Source organism: Pseudomonas sp. NUPR-001 (genome assembly GCF_052147955.1).
Classification (GTDB): domain Bacteria; phylum Pseudomonadota; class Gammaproteobacteria; order Pseudomonadales; family Pseudomonadaceae; genus Aquipseudomonas.
In genome coordinates this window covers 3,915,853-3,932,199 of record NZ_CP197353.1, presented here as the reverse complement: position 1 = coordinate 3,932,199, position 16,347 = coordinate 3,915,853, and the positions used below count along the sequence as shown (strand labels likewise).

Genomic DNA, 16,347 nt, shown 5'->3' with positions numbered 1-16,347 from the left:
TCAGTAGTTGGCGACCACTTCGTCACGACCGTCTTTGGTCAGGCCGATCACCTGGTAGGCGTCCTTGCGGTCACCCATTTCCATGCCGGGCGAGCCGATGGGCATGCCCGGTACGGCGATGCCGCGCAGATCGGAACGTTTGGCCAGCAGTTTGACCTGTTCGGCCGGCACGTGGCCCTCGACGAATTTGCCGTCGATCACGCCGGTGTGGCACGACGCCAGGCGCGGGGCCACGCCCAGGCGCTGTTTGACCTCACTCATGTTTGGCTCAACATGGTCGTTGACAGTGAAGCCGTTGGCTTGCAGGTGGCTGATCCACTCCTTGCAGCAGCCACAGTTAGGGTCGCGATAGACATCGATGGTTTGCCCGGCCTGGGCCAGGGTGCTCAGGGCCAGCAGGCCGAAAGCGACAATTTTTTTGCGTAACATGGTGGATCTCCAAGACTAGAAACGCAGGCGGACACCGACGACCTCGCGGGTCTGGCCGATATCGCCATCAATCACGGAACTGCTCGGTGGCCATGGACGTGGGCTTCCAGGGACGACACGAGAACACAGCGGTTGCTCAGCAGGATAGCGTAACTGCTCTGCAGGCGCAGCGCGGCCTGTTGCCGCCCATGAACAAGAGTGGCGCTACAGTAGCCGATGGTGTCTGTCAGCAAACTGAGGGGTGGATTACAAATTTGTCAGCTGGCCCGGAAGCCGCTCCCACTGCGCTGTCGCTGGGGTAAAACGCAGTGTATTGGCACACCCACGGTAAGCGATGGAGCAAAGCCGATGAACCTTAGTGTGCCACTGAAAACCTACCAGACAGACAACACCTTGATCACCTTCGCGCCATCGGTGACGGCCGAAGAACGCCAAGATGCATTGAGCCTGTTCTTGCAGGCGCGCCTGTTTGCCAGCAAGGCCTTTGACGCCAAAGTGCACTGGAAAAGTTGGATGGATCGCTACCGCAACCGTCTGGAGAAGCACGGCTGCCAGTTGCAGAGCCTGATCACCGAGCCTGCCCGGGTGGTCAGATCGGCTAAAGAGTTAAAAGGCATTGTCGCCAAGGTCGCAGGTGAAGCAGGTGCGGATGATCTGGCGGAGCAGGTGGCATACGCAGTCGGCCAGATCAAGGAAACCGGGTTTGCCGGCCGCTTCTTCAGCAAGGGTGTAAACGGCGGGGCATATTCCGAATTTATCGCCGTACCCTGCGATAAAAACCAGGCGGGCGATGTGGTGCTGTTGGTGTTCGCCGTCAACATCGGTTTGTCGGTAGAGGTGCGCGATTTTGACTTCTGGACAGAAACCCAACGTGACATGGTGGTGCACATCGTCGGTGGGCTGTACCGTTTGGATCGCAAGGCTTATGCCCAACACCGGGCAACGGTCGAGGCTTACTTGATAGAGGCAGCCAGGGTACGGATACGCACGGCGAGCATCACAACTAAAACGCACTGATGTCATCTGCGGCTTCAAGCACCTTCACGCCTTGCTTTCTGTGCGTTAGCCTTGAGCTGCAAACGCTATTGGGGCAAGGAGTATCCATGGACAAAGTCATTGTGATCACGGGCGCCAGTCGTGGTATTGGTGCCGCGACCGCACGTCTGGCAGCCCGTGAAGGGTATCGTATCTGCGTTAACTATTTGAGCGACGACGAGGCCGCCCAGCGGGTGCTGGCCGAGGTTCGTGAGCTGGGTGCCGAGGCCATTGCGGTCAAGGCCGATGTCAGTGTCGAAGATGAGATCGTTCACCTGTTCCAGCGGGTCGATGCCGAGCTCGGGCCAGTGACGGCACTGGTCAACAACGCCGGGACCATTGGCCAGAAGAACCAACTGCAGCATATGTCGGAATTTCGCCTGCTCAAGCTGATGAAAACCAACGTGGTCGGGCCGATGCTGTGCAGCAAGCATGCCGTGCAGCGCATGTCCAAGCGCCAGGGCGGGCAGGGCGGCAGCATCGTCAACGTGTCCTCGGTGGCCGCACGTTTGGGCGCCCCGAATGAATATGTCGACTATGCCGCATCCAAAGGTGCGCTGGACACCTTCACCGTGGGCCTGGCCAAGGAAGTCGCCGATGATGGCATCCGCGTCAATGCCGTGCGCCCGGGTTATATCTTTACCGACTTTCATGCCTTGAGCGGCGACCCCGAGCGTGTCAGCAAGCTGGAGTCGAGCATCCCCATGGGCCGTGGCGGACAGGCCGAAGAGGTGGCCGAAGCGATTCTCTGGCTGCTGTCCGACAAGGCGTCCTATTCCACGGGTAGCTTTATCGACCTGGGCGGCGGGCGCTAACTCTGCTCAGAACGAGCGGACGATCCTGCCCAGGGTTTCCATGGCCTTTTCCGATTGCTCGGTCCAGGGGCTGCCGTAGTTCAGGCGAATGCAATTGCGAAAGCGCTGGGTCGGCGAAAAGATCGGCCCGGGGGCAATGCTGATACCCTGCGCCAGCGCCATCTGGAACAGCTTGAGCGAGTCCATTTGCTCCGGCAGTTCCAGCCACAGGAAGTAGCCTCCTGACGGGTGGCTGACCCGGGTCTGCGCCGGGAAGTGTCGGGCAATGGCAGCGAGCATGGCGCTCTGCTGCTCTTCCAGGGCATAGCGCAGCTTGCGCAGGTGGCGATCGTAGCCGCCATGTTGCAGGTAATCGGCGATGGCCGCCTGGGCCGGCATCGAGGCGCACAACGAAGTCATCAACTTCAGCCGTTCGATTTTCTGCGCATAGCGCCCGGCGGCTACCCAGCCCACCCGGTAGCCCGGTGCCAGGCTTTTGGAAAACGAGCCGCAGTGCATTACCAGGCCATCGGTATCGAAGGCTTTGGCCGGCTTTGGTGCTTGCTGGGCGTAATACAGCTCGGCGTACACGTCGTCTTCAATCAGCGGCACCTGGTGTTTACGCAGCAGTTCAACCAGTTGCTGCTTTTTCTCCTCCGGCATGCTCGCGCCCACTGGGTTCTGGAAGTTGGTCATGCACCACACGGCTTTGACCGGGTGCTTGGCCAGGGTTTGGGCCAGCACGCCAAGATCGATGCCTTCGCGTGGGTGAACGGGAATTTCCACGGCCTTGAGCTTGAGGCGTTCGAGCACCTGCAGGCAGGCGTAGAACGCCGGTGCCTCGATTGCTACCAGGTCACCCGGTTCGGTCACCGCCTGCAGGCACAGGTTCAATGCCTCCAGCGCGCCATTGGTGATCAGCAGCTCCTCCATCGGCAGCATCAACCCGCCGACCATGTAGCGCAGGGCAATTTGCCGACGCAGGTGCGGGTTGCCCGGCGACAGGTCGGTGACCACCATGCGTGGGTCCATTTCACGGCTGGCGCTGGCCATCGAGCGCGCCAGTCGCGGCAAGGGGAACAGGTGGGGGCTGGGGAAGGCCGAGCCGAACGCTACGGTCTGCGGGTCCTTGATCGAATCAAGAATCGAGAACACCAGTTCGCTGACATCGACTTCGGTAGACTCACTCGCTTGCTCGACAATCTGCGGTTCGCTGAACTGCCGTGGCGCATGGGCGTTGACGAAGTAACCCGAGCGCGGCCGTGCGCGGATCAGCCCGCGGCGTTCCAGCAGGTAATAGGCCTGGAACACCGTGGAGGGGCTGACCCCGTGGGTCTGGCTGGCGTAGCGCACCGACGGTACGCGCTGGCCGGGGCTCAGCACCCCGGAGCGAATCAGTTCGGCAATGTCGTCGGCAAATTTTTCGTAGCGTTTCATCATGGCTCGGGACGTTTCGACTGCTGCAAAGTGTATGTGATCAGCGGTTCAAAGGTGCGACAAAACGGCTGTGCGCAACGCTGGAAATACCCGGCTGGTCGCTGTCGACGATCTCGAAGCTGATTTCCTGGGAGCTGCTTTGTGGCCGTTCGGCCAGCATCGCTACCGAAACCGGAATCTCGCTCATCTCAGAGGCGGCCAGGGTGAACTCGGTCTTGCCGTGCAGTTCGAAGCCTTCGGCGTCTACCAGGCGCAAGCGATAGTGCTGCGCTTGTTGGGTCTTGTTGATGACCTTGAGGGTGTAGATGTTTTCGATCTGACCCAGGTTGTTTTCGCGGAACAGGCCGCGGTCTTTGATCACATCCATCGACACCATCGGCCGTTGCTGCAAGGCAATCACCAGAGCGCCGATCATCACCACCAGTACGGTGACGTAACCGAGCAGACGTGGGCGCAGCCAGTTGGTCTTGCCGCCTTGCAGGTTGTGCTCGGACTTGTAGCCGATCAGGCCACGGGCATAGCCCATTTTGTCCATGATCGAATCGCAGGCATCGATACAGGCAGCGCAACCAATGCATTCCATCTGCAGGCCGTCGCGAATGTCGATACCGGTCGGGCACACCTGCACGCACATCTGGCAGTCGATGCAGTCGCCCAGGCCGTTGGCCTTGTAGTCGCTGTCTTTCTTGCGCGGGCCGCGGGACTCGCCACGGGCCGGGTCGTAGCTGATGGCCAGGGTGTCCTTGTCGAACATCACGCTCTGGAAGCGGGCGTAAGGGCACATGTGCATGCACACCGCTTCGCGCAGCCAACCGGCGTTCATGTAGGTGGCGCCGGTGAAGAACAGAATCCAGAACAGGCTCAGGCCACCCACCTGCAAGGTGAAGAGCTCTTCGGCCAGCGGCCGGATCGGGGTGAAATAGCCGACAAAGGTCAGGCCTGTGAGCAGGCTGATGGCCAGCCACAGGGTGTGCTTGGCAGAGCGCCGGGCCAGCTTGTTCAGGCTCCAGGGCGCTGCAGCCAGTTTGATCCGCTGGTTGCGATCACCCTCGGTGACTTTCTCGCACCACATGAAGATCCAAGTCCAGGAACTTTGCGGGCAGGTGTAACCGCACCACACCCGCCCGGCAAATACGGTGATGGCGAACAGGCCGAAGGCGCAGATGATCAGCAGGGCTGACAGCAGAATGAAGTCCTGTGGCCAGAACGTTGCGCCAAAGATGTGAAATTTACTGTCGGCCAGGTCCCAGAGCACGGCCTGGCGGCCGTCCCAGTTCAACCAGACGGTGCCGAAAAACAGCAAAAACAAAAAGCCTGCACCACCCAGGCGCAGGTTTCGAAACAAGCCGGTAAAGCTGCGGGTGTAGATGTGTTTGTCGCTGCTGGCGGCCTTCTTCTTCTTGGTGGAAGGCTCGGCAACTTCAACGATCTGGACGGGAATTCTTTCGCTCATGGTTCGTCGCTCATCAGGCCTCGATCAGGCCAGAGCACTATGGCCCCCAATCTGTTTGCATAACAGGTTCAGGTATTTCGATAAAAACCATATCAGATGGTTGGTCAGACCACTGCAGGCCGCAGATTACCGAGCCTTGCCCGACTATTTTGCCCGGCCTGCGACCTTCCACCGCACCCGCTACAGTCAGCGTATCGACCTGTGATCGGCTGCTGCTGCACTTGTGCCGGGCGCCAAGGTCCATCGAGTAATAGGCCTTTCGTGGAGCACGGCGATGGACGCGTGGTGGCATCAAGCCTGGTTGACCCTGGTGGCTGAGTTCGCCGACATCAATGATGCCAAGCAACTGACCCAGGTGACGGTGCGCATGCTGATGGCTGCGCTGCTCGGTGGCATTCTGGGCTTTGAGCGTGAACTCAAGGGCAAGGCCGCCGGGGTGCGCACGCACATGCTGGTGGCCATGGGCGCTGCACTGTTTGTGCTGGTACCGCGCATGGCCGGTGTTGACGATGCAGCGTTGAGCCGGGTGGTGCAGGGCGTGGTGGCAGGGATCGGCTTTCTCGGCGCCGGTACCATTCTCAAAGGTCACCATCAGCAACTCGACCATGTCAAAGGCCTGACGACGGCGGCGGGGATGTGGATGACGGCGGCCATTGGTGTTGCTGCGGGGATGGGGCGCGAGGCGACGGCAGTCATCAGCACCCTGCTGGCACTGTTGGTGCTGGGGGTAATGCCGTGGGTGGTGGACAGGTTCGAAAAGGACGATGAGGACAAAAACGAGGAGGGCAGGAAGCACTGAGGGGAGCCGAAGCTCCCCTCAAAGATTGTTGCGTGCTCTTTTTTGTTATTGGAGGGCGGCCTATTGTTGTTTTTGGCGACCGTTGCCTCTTGTCACTGGCGATCCCCATCCGGGATCAAGAGCAAACGTATTTTTTTGAGCGCTGATCTACTTTCATCATTGCTGATCCAACCGTGACTTCGCTACCTTGGGGTAGTTTTATTGTTTTGTGTCAGGTTGCGGGGGCGAACCCCGGAAAAGCACATCTTCTCCAAAAAAATCTGTTAGCTGCGTCTCTGCCGTGTTGTTCTTGTTATGTCAGAGTCGGTACGTATTGTTTTTATTGGTGTGTCGCACTTTTTATTGTTCTTGTACCAAAGATATAGCAGATGCCGTGCCAACTTTTTAAAGCCCAATAAAATCAATGGTTTAGGTTTTTTGGCAGGAAGAGAGGGCGGGAGAATCTGTCGATTTGTTTCCGTGTTACCCGGTTTTTTTCTGCAAAACGTGGGGGCGGTAACACTCAGGCGCCCGGCCTGCTGTTACCGCCACGCCGATCAGGCCGCGTTACGGGCGCGCGACACACGCGAACCGTTGGCCCGGCCCAATACACTGCTGATGCGTTGGCCCGCGTGAATCAACAGCTCAAGATCGATACCGGTGTTGATACCCAGGCCTTGCAGCATGTACAGCACGTCTTCGCTGGCGACATTACCGCTGGCGCCTTTGGCATAGGGGCAGCCGCCAAGGCCTGCGACCGAGCTGTCGAAGACATTGATCCCTTCGAGCAGACTGGCATAGACGTTGGCCAGGGCCTGGCCATAGGTGTCGTGGAAGTGCCCGGCCAACTGAGCGCGCGGCACATGGGCTGATACCACCTCGAACATTCTGCGGGTAGCACCGGGGGTGCCGGTACCGATGGTGTCGCCCAGCGAGACTTCGTAGCAGCCCATGTCGTACAGCTCACGGGCTACCGGCGCGACTTCCTCTGCGCTGACCACACCTTCATACGGGCAACCGAGCACACAGGAGACGTAACCACGCACCCGCACGCCATTGGCACGGGCGGCCTCCATGATCGGCACGAAACGCTCCAGGCTCTCGCTGATCGAGCAGTTGATATTGCGCTGGGAGAAGGCCTCAGAGGCTGCGGCGAACACCGCCACTTCCTTTACGCCTGCGGCCAGGGCATCTTCAAAACCGCGCAGGTTCGGCGCCAGGGCGGCATAGGTCACTCCCGGCTTTTTCGTGATGTTGGCAAACACCTCGGCAGAACCAGCCATTTGTGGCACCCACTTGGGCGAAACGAAGCTGCCCACCTCTATATAAGACAGGCCTGCTGCGCTGAGGTCATCCACCAACTGGACCTTGTCTGCCACGCTGATGGGCTGGGCTTCGTTCTGCAGGCCGTCACGCGGGCCGACTTCGACCAGACGGACTGTTTCAGGCAATGACATGGCGCGGTTCCTCAAGGCTCAATGATTGTTTTTCTGATTGTTCAAGGTGGTGGCCAGCGCTTGTTCGCAGCGCTCCTGGGCGGTGTCCAGCTCCAGTTGCATCTGCTGGATATCCAGCAACTGTTGTTCGAGTTGGGCACGTCGCTCGGTGATTTTTGCCAGCATGCTGTGCAGCTGTTTCTGGTTGCCGCTGGTCGGGTCGTAGAGTTCGATCAGCTCGCGGCACTCGGCCAGCGAGAAGCCGATACGCTTGCCCCGCAGAATCAGCTTCAGGCTGACCTTGTCGCGCGCTGAATAGATGCGCTCAAGGCCGCGGCGTTCAGGGCTCAGCAAGCCCTGTTCTTCGTAGAATCGGATGGCGCGAGTGGTGATATCCAGCTCGCGCGACAGGTCGGAAATGCTGTAGGTCTGGCTGCTCATGGTCAGGCTCGGGAAATGGGCATGAGCTAACCTAAAGGCAGGTTGACGTATACGTCAAGTGCCGCGATTTATGCCCGTGCCCGCTCATCCTGGGCGACCACGGCTTGGCACAGCTCAATGATCTGCTCGCGCATCCAGCGGTTGGCCGGGTCCTGGTCGGTACTTTCATGCCAGTACAGATGGGTTTCCAGCGGCGGCACATCGTTGACCGGCAGGCTCAGGTAGTTGAGTTGATGGCGGCGGGCGAAGCGTTCCGGCACGGTCATGACCATGTCGGTTTGCTGCAACACCTGGGATGCCATCAGGTAATGCTGCGAGCGCAGGGCGATTTTGCGTTGCACCCCCATCTTGCCCAGCGCCAGGTCGACATAACCCAGGCCATTGCGGCGGCTGGAAATGTGAATGTGGGTCAGCCCCAGGTAATCGTCCAGGCTGAGCTTGTCTTTGGCCAGCGGGTGGCCCTGGCGCATCGCGCAGACGTATTGATCGTGCATCAGCTTGACGTGGCGCACTTGCGGGTCGGTATTGAGCGGCGCATCCACGGCAAAGTCCAGACGCCCGGCCGCCAGTTCTTTGGTGGTTTCACGACGCTTGCACAGAAAACTCTCGATCACCACCGCCGGAGCCAGGCGCCGCAGACGCTGAAACAACGGTGGCAGAATCACCGCTTCGGTGAGGTCGGTCATGCTGATGCGAAAGGTTTTGTTGGCTTGCAGCGGGTTGAAGATACGGCTTTCCTGAACTGACACGCGCAACAACGACAGGGCGTTGCGCACCGGGCCGATGATGTTCTGTGCCATGGGGGTGGGCACCATGCCTTGAGCGGTACGCACGAACAATGGGTCGTTGAAGGTCTCGCGCAGGCGCGCCAGGGCATTGGACACTGCGGGCTGGGTAATGCCGACGATCTGCCCGGCGCGGGTCAGGTTGGCTTCGGTGTAGATGGCATCGAAGACGATGAACAGATTCAGATCGACCTTGCTCAGGTTCATGGGCGCTGCTCTTGTTGGTGTTATCGGTGAATCATATATTGGTTATGAATGTTTATACACGCCGAGAATAGACTAGGTGGATTTTGCTGGCTGATCTAGGCTCCTCATCAGATCCCCTTTCCTTTGAAGGTACTGCCCATGGATTTCGCCTATTCACCCAAGGTCCAGGCGTTGCGCGAACGTGTCACGGCGTTCATGGATGCCTATGTCTATCCCGCTGAAGCGGTGTTCGAGCGCCAGGTTGCCGAAGGTGACCGCTGGCAGCCGACGGCAATCATGGAAGAGCTCAAGTGCAAGGCCAAAGCCGAAGGCTTGTGGAACCTGTTTTTGCCCGAGTCAGAGCTGGGGGCAGGCCTGAGCAACCTGGAATATGCGCCGCTGGCGGAAATCATGGGCCGTTCGCTGCTCGGCCCTGAGCCATTCAACTGCTCGGCGCCCGACACCGGCAATATGGAAGTGCTGGTGCGTTATGGCAGTGAAGCGCACAAGCGCCAGTGGCTGGAGCCGTTGCTGCGGGGTGAGATTCGCTCCGCCTTTGCCATGACCGAGCCGGACGTGGCCTCTTCCGATGCCACCAATATGGCCGCCCGTGCTGTGCGTGAGGGTGACCAGTGGGTAATCAACGGCCGCAAGTGGTGGACCTCCGGCGCTTGCGACCCACGTTGCAAGATCATGATCTTCATGGGCTTGAGCAACCCGGACGGTCCGCGTCACCAGCAGCACTCTATGATCCTGGTGCCCACTGATACTCCCGGGGTGAAAATCGTTCGGCCGCTGCCGGTATTCGGTTACGACGATGCGCCGCATGGCCACGCCGAAGTTGTGTTCGAAAACGTGCGGGTGCCTTACGAGAATGTGTTGCTGGGTGAGGGCCGTGGCTTCGAGATCGCGCAGGGGCGCTTGGGCCCGGGGCGTATCCACCACTGCATGCGTTCGATCGGCATGGCTGAGCGGGCACTGGAACTGATGTGCAAACGCTCGGTAGAGCGCACCGCCTTTGGTCGGCCATTGGCGCGCCTGGGTGGCAACGTCGACAAGATTGCCGATTCGCGCATGGAAATCGACATGGCCCGGCTGCTGACGCTCAAGGCCGCCTACATGATGGACACCGTCGGCAACAAAGTGGCGCGTAGCGAAATCGCCCAGATCAAGGTGGTGGCGCCGAATGTGGCCTTGAAGGTGATCGACCGGGCCATTCAGATCCATGGCGGCGCTGGCGTCAGTGGTGATTTCCCGTTGGCCTACATGTATGCCATGCAACGCACCTTGCGCCTGGCCGATGGCCCGGATGAAGTACACCGGGCGGCGATCGGCAAATATGAGATCGGCAAGTACGTGCCGAAAGAAATGCTGCGCAGCGGGCACTGACTCTTCTGGTAGGAGCGGGCTTGCCCCGCGATAGCGATTCATCTGTAAGATCGCTTCGCGGGGCAAGCCCGCTCCCACAGTAGTCCCACCCGTGGTTCATTTAGGCTGACTGGAGTTGGCCGGGTGGGGCGGTTGCTCGCGGGTCTTGAACAGTGACAGCAACACACCGCCCGTGAGCAGGCTGACCGTCACGCTCAGCGACAGCAAGGCCGGAACCGCACCAATCAGGCCGTGGTAGAAAATCTTGCCACCGATAAAAATCAGCACCAGGGCCAGGGCGTATTTGAGATAGACAAAGCGGTGCATCAGCGCAGCCAGGGCGAAGTACAGGGCGCGTAAACCAAGGATCGCGAAAATGTTCGAGGTGTAGACGATGAACGGGTCCTGGGTGATGGCGAAAATGGCTGGCACGCTGTCTACAGCGAACACCAGGTCGGCCAGCTCGATCAGTACCAGCGCCAGGAACAGCGGTGTGGCATACAGCACGGCTTTATGTTGCCCGGCCATCTTTAGGCGCACGAAGAAATGCGGGCCATGCAGGTCATCGGTCACGCGCACATGGCGGCGTACAAATTTGAGTACCGGGTTGTTACCCAGGTCCGGGTGCGTTTCCTCACGGGAAAACAGCATCTTCACCCCGGTGATCAGCAGGAACGCACCAAACACATAGAGGATCCAGGCAAACTCCTGGACCAGCGCGCTGCCCACGCCAATCATGATCGCTCGCAGTACCACCACCCCGAGGATGCCCCAGAACAGCACACGATGCTGATAGAGGCGGGGGATGGAGAAGTAACTGAAGATCATCGCCATGACGAAGACGTTGTCCATCGACAATGACTGCTCGACCAGAAAACCGGTGTAGAACTCCAGGGCTTTTTGTGCGCCCAGCTCCAGCCAGACCCAGCCGCCGAACAGCATGCCAACGCTGAAATAGCCGCTGTACAGCAGCAGGCTTTCGCGCATTTCGATTTCGTGGGCCTTGCGGTGCAACACGCCCAGGTCCAGCACCAGCAAGGTCAGGACAATAGCAATGAAGGCCAGCCAGAACCACGCGCTGGTACCGAGAATGTCGTTGTTGAGAAATGCCTGTAGAGTCGCCATGCGCCCCTCCTTGATTGTCGACGTTGCATAAGCAACAGTGACTCCGACATGGCGGCTTGGCAGCCGTCAGAGGGGCCCGGCGTCACTTCTTCAAGCCTAGTCGCGGGAGGCGCGCACGCCCAGTCGGGCCTGTTACAAATGATTGCGCAAGGCTGCAGCAGTCCTCAGTACACCCAGACCTCAACGCGGCGATTACGAATCCGGCCTTCTTCGGCCGTGTTGGCCGCCACCGGCAACTCGTCACCCAAACCAATGACCTCGCGCAGCGTCACCCCTTGCCTGGCCAGTTCCCGACGCACCGCCATGGCGCGCAGGCGTGAGAGCAGGGCAGCGCGCTCGGTGTCCTGTTTGGCATCACCAAATCCGACCAGTACTGCACCTCGCTCCAGCTTGTTGTGCTGGCGCAGGAAGTCGACCACCCGTTGCACGTCGCGCAGTGCCTTGCTGTCGAGGCTGGCCTGACCTTCCTGGAAACGGAAATTCACCGACAAGCGCTGGGCATCGCGCACCAGCGCCCGGTAGGGCAACGGCATGTCGTCAGTGGCGGGTACTTTGACGGCGTGAACCTGCTGCCCGACAAAGCCACTGCCGGTCACTATGGCTTGGCCCTTGGGGCTTTGCGCGAACTCCACCAGCGTCCGCGCCCACGGTGTGGCCTGGGTAGGTGACAGATAGAAGTACAGGCGCCGTGCCAGTGGATAGTCTTCGCTGGCTACCAATGTCGGGCTCGGCAACATGGGCCGTGAAGCACCGTCGGCGATGGCCAGCACCTTCGCACCATGCACCGAGGCCAGACTGCTGAAGCCAATGGCCTGGCGGTCGGTCAGCACTTGCTGGGCCAGTTGCTCGCCAGACTCGAAGCGTCGAGCCGAAGCGGCCAGGGTCTGGCCGAACGCATCAAGCACCAGCGCCTTGAAGGTTTCAAAGGTGCCTGAACGGTCATCGCGGGCGTACAGGTGGATAGGCCCGCTACCCAGGCCCAGTGCTTCCCAACGGGTGATGTGGCCCGCAAAAATCTGCGCCAGTTGCTGGGTACTCAATTGCGGCAGCGGGTTGTCCGGATGAACGATGACCGCCACACCGTCCAGGCCGATGACTTGTTCGGCAGTTGCGCTGTTCATATCGCCCAAGGCGTGAAGGTCGCTCAGCTCGCTGGCCTTGATCGGCCGCGAGGCAGCGGCCAGGTCGGCCTGACCGTTCTTCAGGGCGGCGAAGCCGGTACTTGAGCCGTGGGCGGCGATGTCGACGCGCACTGGCTGGCCCTGGGCATCGACAGCACGGACCTGGACTTCATTGGCCGTGTCGGTGGTGATGATCGATACCGCGCTGGCACCTTGCGCCTCCAGCATGCCCTTGACCAAGGCTGGCGCCAGCGCCGCACCGATGGTGTTAGAACCTTGAATACGCAGTTGTACAGGCGTGTCAGTAGCGGCCCAGACAAAGAACGGCAGCAGACACAGAAACACTAAGCTGAGGTGGCGGAACATGCCGGCAGGCACTCATCGGGCAAAGGATGTGCCGCAGATTAAGACGGTTGGATGACCGTAAGATGACAGCCGGATCGCAATCGCGGGGCAAGCCCGCTCCTACAGGTTACATCTGTAGGAGCGGGCTTGCCCCGCGATACGCTGTCGCAGATCAGGCCAGTTCCAACCAGATCGGCGCGTGATCGGAAGGTTTTTCCATGGCGCGCAGGTCGTAATCGACCCCGGCGTCTTTAATGCGCGGCAGTAGCGCCTGCGAGGCCATGATCAAGTCGATACGCAGGCCACGCTTGGGCTCATCTTCAAACCCACGGCTGCGGTAGTCGAACCAGCTGAAGCGGTCGGCAACCTCCGGGTGCAGGTGGCGGAAACTATCAACCAGGCCCCAGCTCTTGAGGCGCGCCATCCACTCACGCTCTTCCGGCAAGAAACTGCATTTGCCGGTTTTGAGCCAGCGCTTGGCATTGTCGGCACCGATGCCGATGTCACTGTCTTCAGGGGAAATATTGACATCGCCCATGACGATCAGCGGCTGGTCATTGTTGAACTGAGTTTCCAGCAACGCTTGAAGGTCACTGTAAAAGCGCTGCTTGGCCGGGAATTTGGTCGGGTGGTCGCGGCTTTCACCTTGCGGGAAGTAACCATTCATGATGGTGATCGGTGTACCGTTTGCATCGGCAAAGGTGCCCCAGATAAAACGGCGCTGGGCGTCTTCTTCATCGGAGGCAAAGCCTTTGTGCAGGCTCAACGGCGCCTGGCGTGACAGCAAGGCAACGCCGTAGTGGCCTTTCTGGCCATGAAAGTGCACGTGGTAGCCCAGTGCCTGAACCTCTGCCAACGGAAACTGATCGTCGCTGACTTTGGTTTCCTGCAAGCCAATCACGTCCGGCTGGTGCTTGTCGATCAACGCCGCCAACTGATGGGGCCGGGCGCGCAGGCCATTGATGTTGAACGAGACGATCTTCATGGCAAACACAGTCCTGGTAAAACCTGGAATCCTAGCCGACATCGCAGGCCGCGGCCAGCGTGGCGCGCCTGGGCATAGGCTGCTAACGTGGACCTCGAGGTGAACGCTGGCGCGCGGTTCAGCTCAAAGGCAATGAATGCCCATTTGTGGAGGTGTGTCAGTATGACCGAATCGACGGCTGTCCCGGCTCAGGTCCGTCTGCTCGATGGTGGCTATGGCCGCGAGGCGCGTTCGTTGTTGTATCACGCCTATCGGCATGAACCGACCTTCGCTTTTTTGTTCGAAGCCCAGCGCCCAGGTTACGACCAGCGCATCCGTGCCACGGTACGCGAGCTGACCAATCAACATTTTCTTCAGGAGCTGCCGGCGTTGGGGCTGCTGATCGAAGAGCGGCTGGTTGGCATCGCCCTGATCGCGCCGCCGCAGCGTCGTCTGGGCATTACTGAAAGTTGGGCCTGGCGCATGCGCATGGTGCTGACCACCGGTTTTCGCTGCACCCGGCGCTACCTCGATTATCAAGCCGCCTTGATGGCCTGCCTGCCGGATGACGCGGTGCATGTGTTACCGCTGCTGGGGATCCACCCAGAGTTTCAAGGCCAGCACTTTGGTGAACAATTGCTGCAAGCGGTGCATGACTGGTGTGCCGAAGACGAGCATTCCCAAGGTGTCGTGCTAGATACCGGAAACGAACACTACCTGGCGTTTTATCAGCGACAGGGTTACCAGGAAATTGGAGAAATTGCGGTAGGGCCTGTTCGCGAGCACGTGTTCTTTCACCCCAACCCCCAGTCATCGCAACGTGCATCGGCCATGTCTGTATAACAGGCGGGAGAGCCTCGGACTCCATGATGACGCCCGGCTCTGGTAGCATCCGCGCCTATGACGTATTCAGGACGATTCACCTGCGGTTTGATTCTATGGGTTGCCAGTGTTGCCGCGTATGCGCAGAGCGAGCTGGTGGTACGAATCAAACCTGCCAACAACGAACTCAAGGCCAATGTCGAGGGCTATATCGGCAGCCTTGGTAAACGCGATGAAGAGGCGCTGCTGCGCTTCAGCCGTGGTGCTGTCGAGCAGGCGCGCAAGGCCGCTCAGGCGCTGGGTTACTACCAGGCGCAGATTGAAACCGAGGTCAAACCGCCGGCCAAGGCTGATAAAGCACCGCAGTTGATCCTCACCATCGACCCCGGCGAACCCGTGCACCTGCGCGACGTGACGATTCGCATCGAGGGGCCGGCCAGCGAGCTCAAAGCGTTTCGTATACCTAACAGCAAAGCACTGCGCTCAGGCGAAGTACTCAACCATGGTCACTACGACGACGCCAAACGCCTGATTCAGAATCAGGCGGCGCGCTACGGTTTTTTCAGTGGGCGTTTTGTCCGCCAGCGCCTGGCGGTTGATCCCCAGGCCGGCGTTGCCGACATTGAATTGGTGTACGACAGTGGCCCGCGCTATTACCTGGGCAAGGTCAGTTTCGCAGGCGATACACCATTCGATGAAACCCTGCTGCAACGCATGGTCCCGTTCAAGGCCGACACGCCCTATGACTCCGAACTGATTGCCGAACTCAACAATGCGCTGCAGTCGAGCGGCTACTTTGAAGGCGTACGCGTCGATGCCGCACCGACCGCAGCCGTGGCACAAACCATCCCCGTAGCGGTGCAGCTGCAAACCCGCAAGCCACGCACCATGGGCCTGGGCCTGGGCTTTTCGACCGACGTCGGGCCGCGCGGCAAGGCCAACTGGACGCGGCATTGGGTCAACCCGCAAGGCCATAGCTACGGCTGGGAAACCGAACTGTCGGCACCGCGTCAGAACGTTGGCGTGTGGTATGACATTCCGCTTGATCCACCGCTGACCGACAAGTTTCGTTTTGCCGGTGGCTACCAGAACGAAGAAATTGCCGGCACTGATACCTTGAGTAAGCTGCTCACCGTCGGGCCGGAATGGCACAGCAAGCTGCCCAGCGGCTGGCAACGTGTGCTGTCGCTCAAGTACCAGCGAGAGGAGTATCGCCTGGGTGATGATTCGGGTTTGAGCAACCTGTTGATGCCAGGGGTCAGTTACTCCTACCTGCGTAGTGACAACCGCATCGACCCGCACAACGGTTACCGTCTGCAGTTCGATGTGCAGGCGGCCAAAGAAGGGCTGGTGTCAGACACTAACCTGTTGCACGCCAATGTGGTGCTCAAGGGCCTGACCACCTTGGCTCAGAAGCATCGTTTTCTTGGGCGCGTGCAGGTTGGCGGCAGCGCCACCAATGACTACCAGAGTTCGATTCCACCGTCACTGCGCTTCTTTGCCGGTGGTGATCAGAGCGTACGCGGCTACGACTACCAGAGTCTGTCGCCGGAAAATTCCGACGGCGACCGCATCGGTGGCCGCTATCTGGTGGCTGGTAGCGTTGAGTACCAGTACGAGGTGGTCGAGAAGTGGCGGGTAGCAACCTTTGTCGACCAGGGTAATTCATTCAATAACCTGGAGTTCCCCAGCCTCAAGACCGGTGTCGGCATTGGCGTGCGCTGGGTCTCTCCAGTCGGGCCACTGCGTCTGGATCTGGCCCATGCGCTGGATGACGACGGCGGCTTTCGTCTGCACTTCTCCATGGGGCCGGAACTGTGAGTCGCGT

At 59.8% G+C, this 16,347-nt stretch carries 15 protein-coding genes; 6 read left to right on the top strand and 9 right to left on the bottom strand.

All coding sequences use genetic code 11. The annotated features are described in order from the left end of the window. Nucleotides 1-429, bottom strand: a complete 429-nt coding sequence (locus ACP6KB_RS17805) for a DUF411 domain-containing protein (protein ID WP_442108636.1) — start codon at nucleotides 427-429, stop codon at nucleotides 1-3. 360 nt (nucleotides 430-789) lie between these two features. Here ACP6KB_RS17805 and ACP6KB_RS17800 point away from each other — a divergent pair, with 360 nt between their 5' ends. Together ACP6KB_RS17800 and ACP6KB_RS17795 are read left to right on the top strand one after the other, a co-directional pair. After that, complete coding sequence (locus tag ACP6KB_RS17800; RefSeq protein WP_442108634.1) at nucleotides 790-1,446, top strand: hypothetical protein; 657 nt, start codon at nucleotides 790-792, stop codon at nucleotides 1,444-1,446. 86 nt (nucleotides 1,447-1,532) lie between these two features. Next, nucleotides 1,533-2,279, top strand: a complete 747-nt coding sequence (locus ACP6KB_RS17795) for an SDR family oxidoreductase (RefSeq protein WP_442108632.1) — start codon at nucleotides 1,533-1,535, stop codon at nucleotides 2,277-2,279. Nucleotides 2,280-2,285: 6 nt separating this feature from the next. Here the strand turns inward: ACP6KB_RS17795 and mapR are convergent, their stop codons facing one another. Then, nucleotides 2,286-3,695 carry a GntR family transcriptional regulator MpaR gene (gene mapR, locus ACP6KB_RS17790; protein ID WP_442114331.1) on the bottom strand — a complete coding sequence of 470 codons (1,410 nt, stop codon included), beginning with the start codon at nucleotides 3,693-3,695 and terminating at the stop codon, nucleotides 2,286-2,288. A gap of 40 nt (nucleotides 3,696-3,735) precedes the next feature. After that, entirely contained in the window at nucleotides 3,736-5,148 is a 1,413-nt protein-coding gene (gene ccoG, locus ACP6KB_RS17785) for a cytochrome c oxidase accessory protein CcoG (protein ID WP_442108630.1), read from the bottom strand. Between the two features lie 274 nt (nucleotides 5,149-5,422). Between ccoG and ACP6KB_RS17780 the strand changes: the two genes are divergently transcribed. Next, nucleotides 5,423-5,947 carry an MgtC/SapB family protein gene (locus ACP6KB_RS17780; RefSeq protein WP_442108628.1) on the top strand — a complete coding sequence of 175 codons (525 nt, stop codon included), beginning with the start codon at nucleotides 5,423-5,425 and terminating at the stop codon, nucleotides 5,945-5,947. Nucleotides 5,948-6,483: 536 nt separating this feature from the next. Here the strand turns inward: ACP6KB_RS17780 and ACP6KB_RS17775 are convergent. From ACP6KB_RS17775 to ACP6KB_RS17765, 3 genes are all read right to left on the bottom strand, one after another. Beyond that, nucleotides 6,484-7,383, bottom strand: coding sequence for a hydroxymethylglutaryl-CoA lyase (locus ACP6KB_RS17775; RefSeq protein ID WP_442108626.1), 900 nt, complete (start codon nucleotides 7,381-7,383; stop codon nucleotides 6,484-6,486). Between the two features lie 18 nt (nucleotides 7,384-7,401). Beyond that, on the bottom strand, nucleotides 7,402-7,803 hold the full coding sequence (locus tag ACP6KB_RS17770; protein WP_442108624.1) for a MerR family transcriptional regulator: 402 nt from the start codon (nucleotides 7,801-7,803) through the stop codon (nucleotides 7,402-7,404). A 68-nt stretch (nucleotides 7,804-7,871) separates the two neighbouring features. Then, nucleotides 7,872-8,795, bottom strand: coding sequence for a LysR family transcriptional regulator (locus ACP6KB_RS17765; protein WP_442108622.1), 924 nt, complete (start codon nucleotides 8,793-8,795; stop codon nucleotides 7,872-7,874). Nucleotides 8,796-8,933: 138 nt separating this feature from the next. On the opposite strand from ACP6KB_RS17765, the gene ACP6KB_RS17760 reads away from it, so the two are divergent. Further along, entirely contained in the window at nucleotides 8,934-10,163 is a 1,230-nt protein-coding gene (locus ACP6KB_RS17760; RefSeq protein ID WP_442108620.1) for an acyl-CoA dehydrogenase, read from the top strand. A gap of 96 nt (nucleotides 10,164-10,259) precedes the next feature. Here the strand turns inward: ACP6KB_RS17760 and ACP6KB_RS17755 are convergent, their stop codons facing one another. From ACP6KB_RS17755 to xthA, 3 genes are all read right to left on the bottom strand, one after another. Then, nucleotides 10,260-11,267, bottom strand: a complete 1,008-nt coding sequence (locus ACP6KB_RS17755) for a TerC family protein (protein WP_442108618.1) — start codon at nucleotides 11,265-11,267, stop codon at nucleotides 10,260-10,262. Nucleotides 11,268-11,431: 164 nt separating this feature from the next. Then, nucleotides 11,432-12,754 carry a substrate-binding domain-containing protein gene (locus tag ACP6KB_RS17750; RefSeq protein ID WP_442108616.1) on the bottom strand — a complete coding sequence of 441 codons (1,323 nt, stop codon included), beginning with the start codon at nucleotides 12,752-12,754 and terminating at the stop codon, nucleotides 11,432-11,434. Nucleotides 12,755-12,905: 151 nt separating this feature from the next. Beyond that, complete coding sequence (gene xthA / locus ACP6KB_RS17745) at nucleotides 12,906-13,718, bottom strand: exodeoxyribonuclease III (protein ID WP_442108614.1); 813 nt, start codon at nucleotides 13,716-13,718, stop codon at nucleotides 12,906-12,908. A gap of 162 nt (nucleotides 13,719-13,880) precedes the next feature. Here xthA and ACP6KB_RS17740 point away from each other — a divergent pair, with 162 nt between their 5' ends. Both ACP6KB_RS17740 and ACP6KB_RS17735 read left to right on the top strand, forming a co-directional pair. Beyond that, the gene (locus ACP6KB_RS17740; protein ID WP_442108612.1) at nucleotides 13,881-14,540 is read left to right on the top strand and encodes a GNAT family N-acetyltransferase; all 660 of its coding nucleotides are present in this window, start codon (nucleotides 13,881-13,883) and stop codon (nucleotides 14,538-14,540) included. 57 nt (nucleotides 14,541-14,597) lie between these two features. After that, nucleotides 14,598-16,340, top strand: coding sequence for an autotransporter assembly complex protein TamA (locus tag ACP6KB_RS17735; protein ID WP_442108610.1), 1,743 nt, complete (start codon nucleotides 14,598-14,600; stop codon nucleotides 16,338-16,340). Nucleotides 16,341-16,347: the final 7 nt, after the last annotated feature.

Bases quoted from the DNA above. Each gene is read 5' to 3' on its own strand.
- ACP6KB_RS17805 (WP_442108636.1), bottom strand. From the start codon at position 429: ATGTTACGCAAAAAAATTGTCGCTTTCGGCCTGCTGGCCCTGAGCACC.
- ACP6KB_RS17795 (WP_442108632.1), top strand. From the start codon at position 1,533: ATGGACAAAGTCATTGTGATCACGGGCGCCAGTCGTGGTATTGGTGCC.
- mapR (WP_442114331.1), bottom strand. From the start codon at position 3,695: ATGAAACGCTACGAAAAATTTGCCGACGACATTGCCGAACTGATTCGC.
- ccoG (WP_442108630.1), bottom strand. From the start codon at position 5,148: ATGAGCGAAAGAATTCCCGTCCAGATCGTTGAAGTTGCCGAGCCTTCC.
- ACP6KB_RS17780 (WP_442108628.1), top strand. From the start codon at position 5,423: ATGGACGCGTGGTGGCATCAAGCCTGGTTGACCCTGGTGGCTGAGTTC.
- ACP6KB_RS17775 (WP_442108626.1), bottom strand. From the start codon at position 7,383: ATGTCATTGCCTGAAACAGTCCGTCTGGTCGAAGTCGGCCCGCGTGAC.
- ACP6KB_RS17770 (WP_442108624.1), bottom strand. From the start codon at position 7,803: ATGAGCAGCCAGACCTACAGCATTTCCGACCTGTCGCGCGAGCTGGAT.
- ACP6KB_RS17765 (WP_442108622.1), bottom strand. From the start codon at position 8,795: ATGAACCTGAGCAAGGTCGATCTGAATCTGTTCATCGTCTTCGATGCC.
- ACP6KB_RS17760 (WP_442108620.1), top strand. From the start codon at position 8,934: ATGGATTTCGCCTATTCACCCAAGGTCCAGGCGTTGCGCGAACGTGTC.
- ACP6KB_RS17755 (WP_442108618.1), bottom strand. From the start codon at position 11,267: ATGGCGACTCTACAGGCATTTCTCAACAACGACATTCTCGGTACCAGC.
- ACP6KB_RS17750 (WP_442108616.1), bottom strand. From the start codon at position 12,754: ATGTTCCGCCACCTCAGCTTAGTGTTTCTGTGTCTGCTGCCGTTCTTT.
- xthA (WP_442108614.1), bottom strand. From the start codon at position 13,718: ATGAAGATCGTCTCGTTCAACATCAATGGCCTGCGCGCCCGGCCCCAT.
- ACP6KB_RS17740 (WP_442108612.1), top strand. From the start codon at position 13,881: ATGACCGAATCGACGGCTGTCCCGGCTCAGGTCCGTCTGCTCGATGGT.
- ACP6KB_RS17735 (WP_442108610.1), top strand. From the start codon at position 14,598: ATGACGTATTCAGGACGATTCACCTGCGGTTTGATTCTATGGGTTGCC.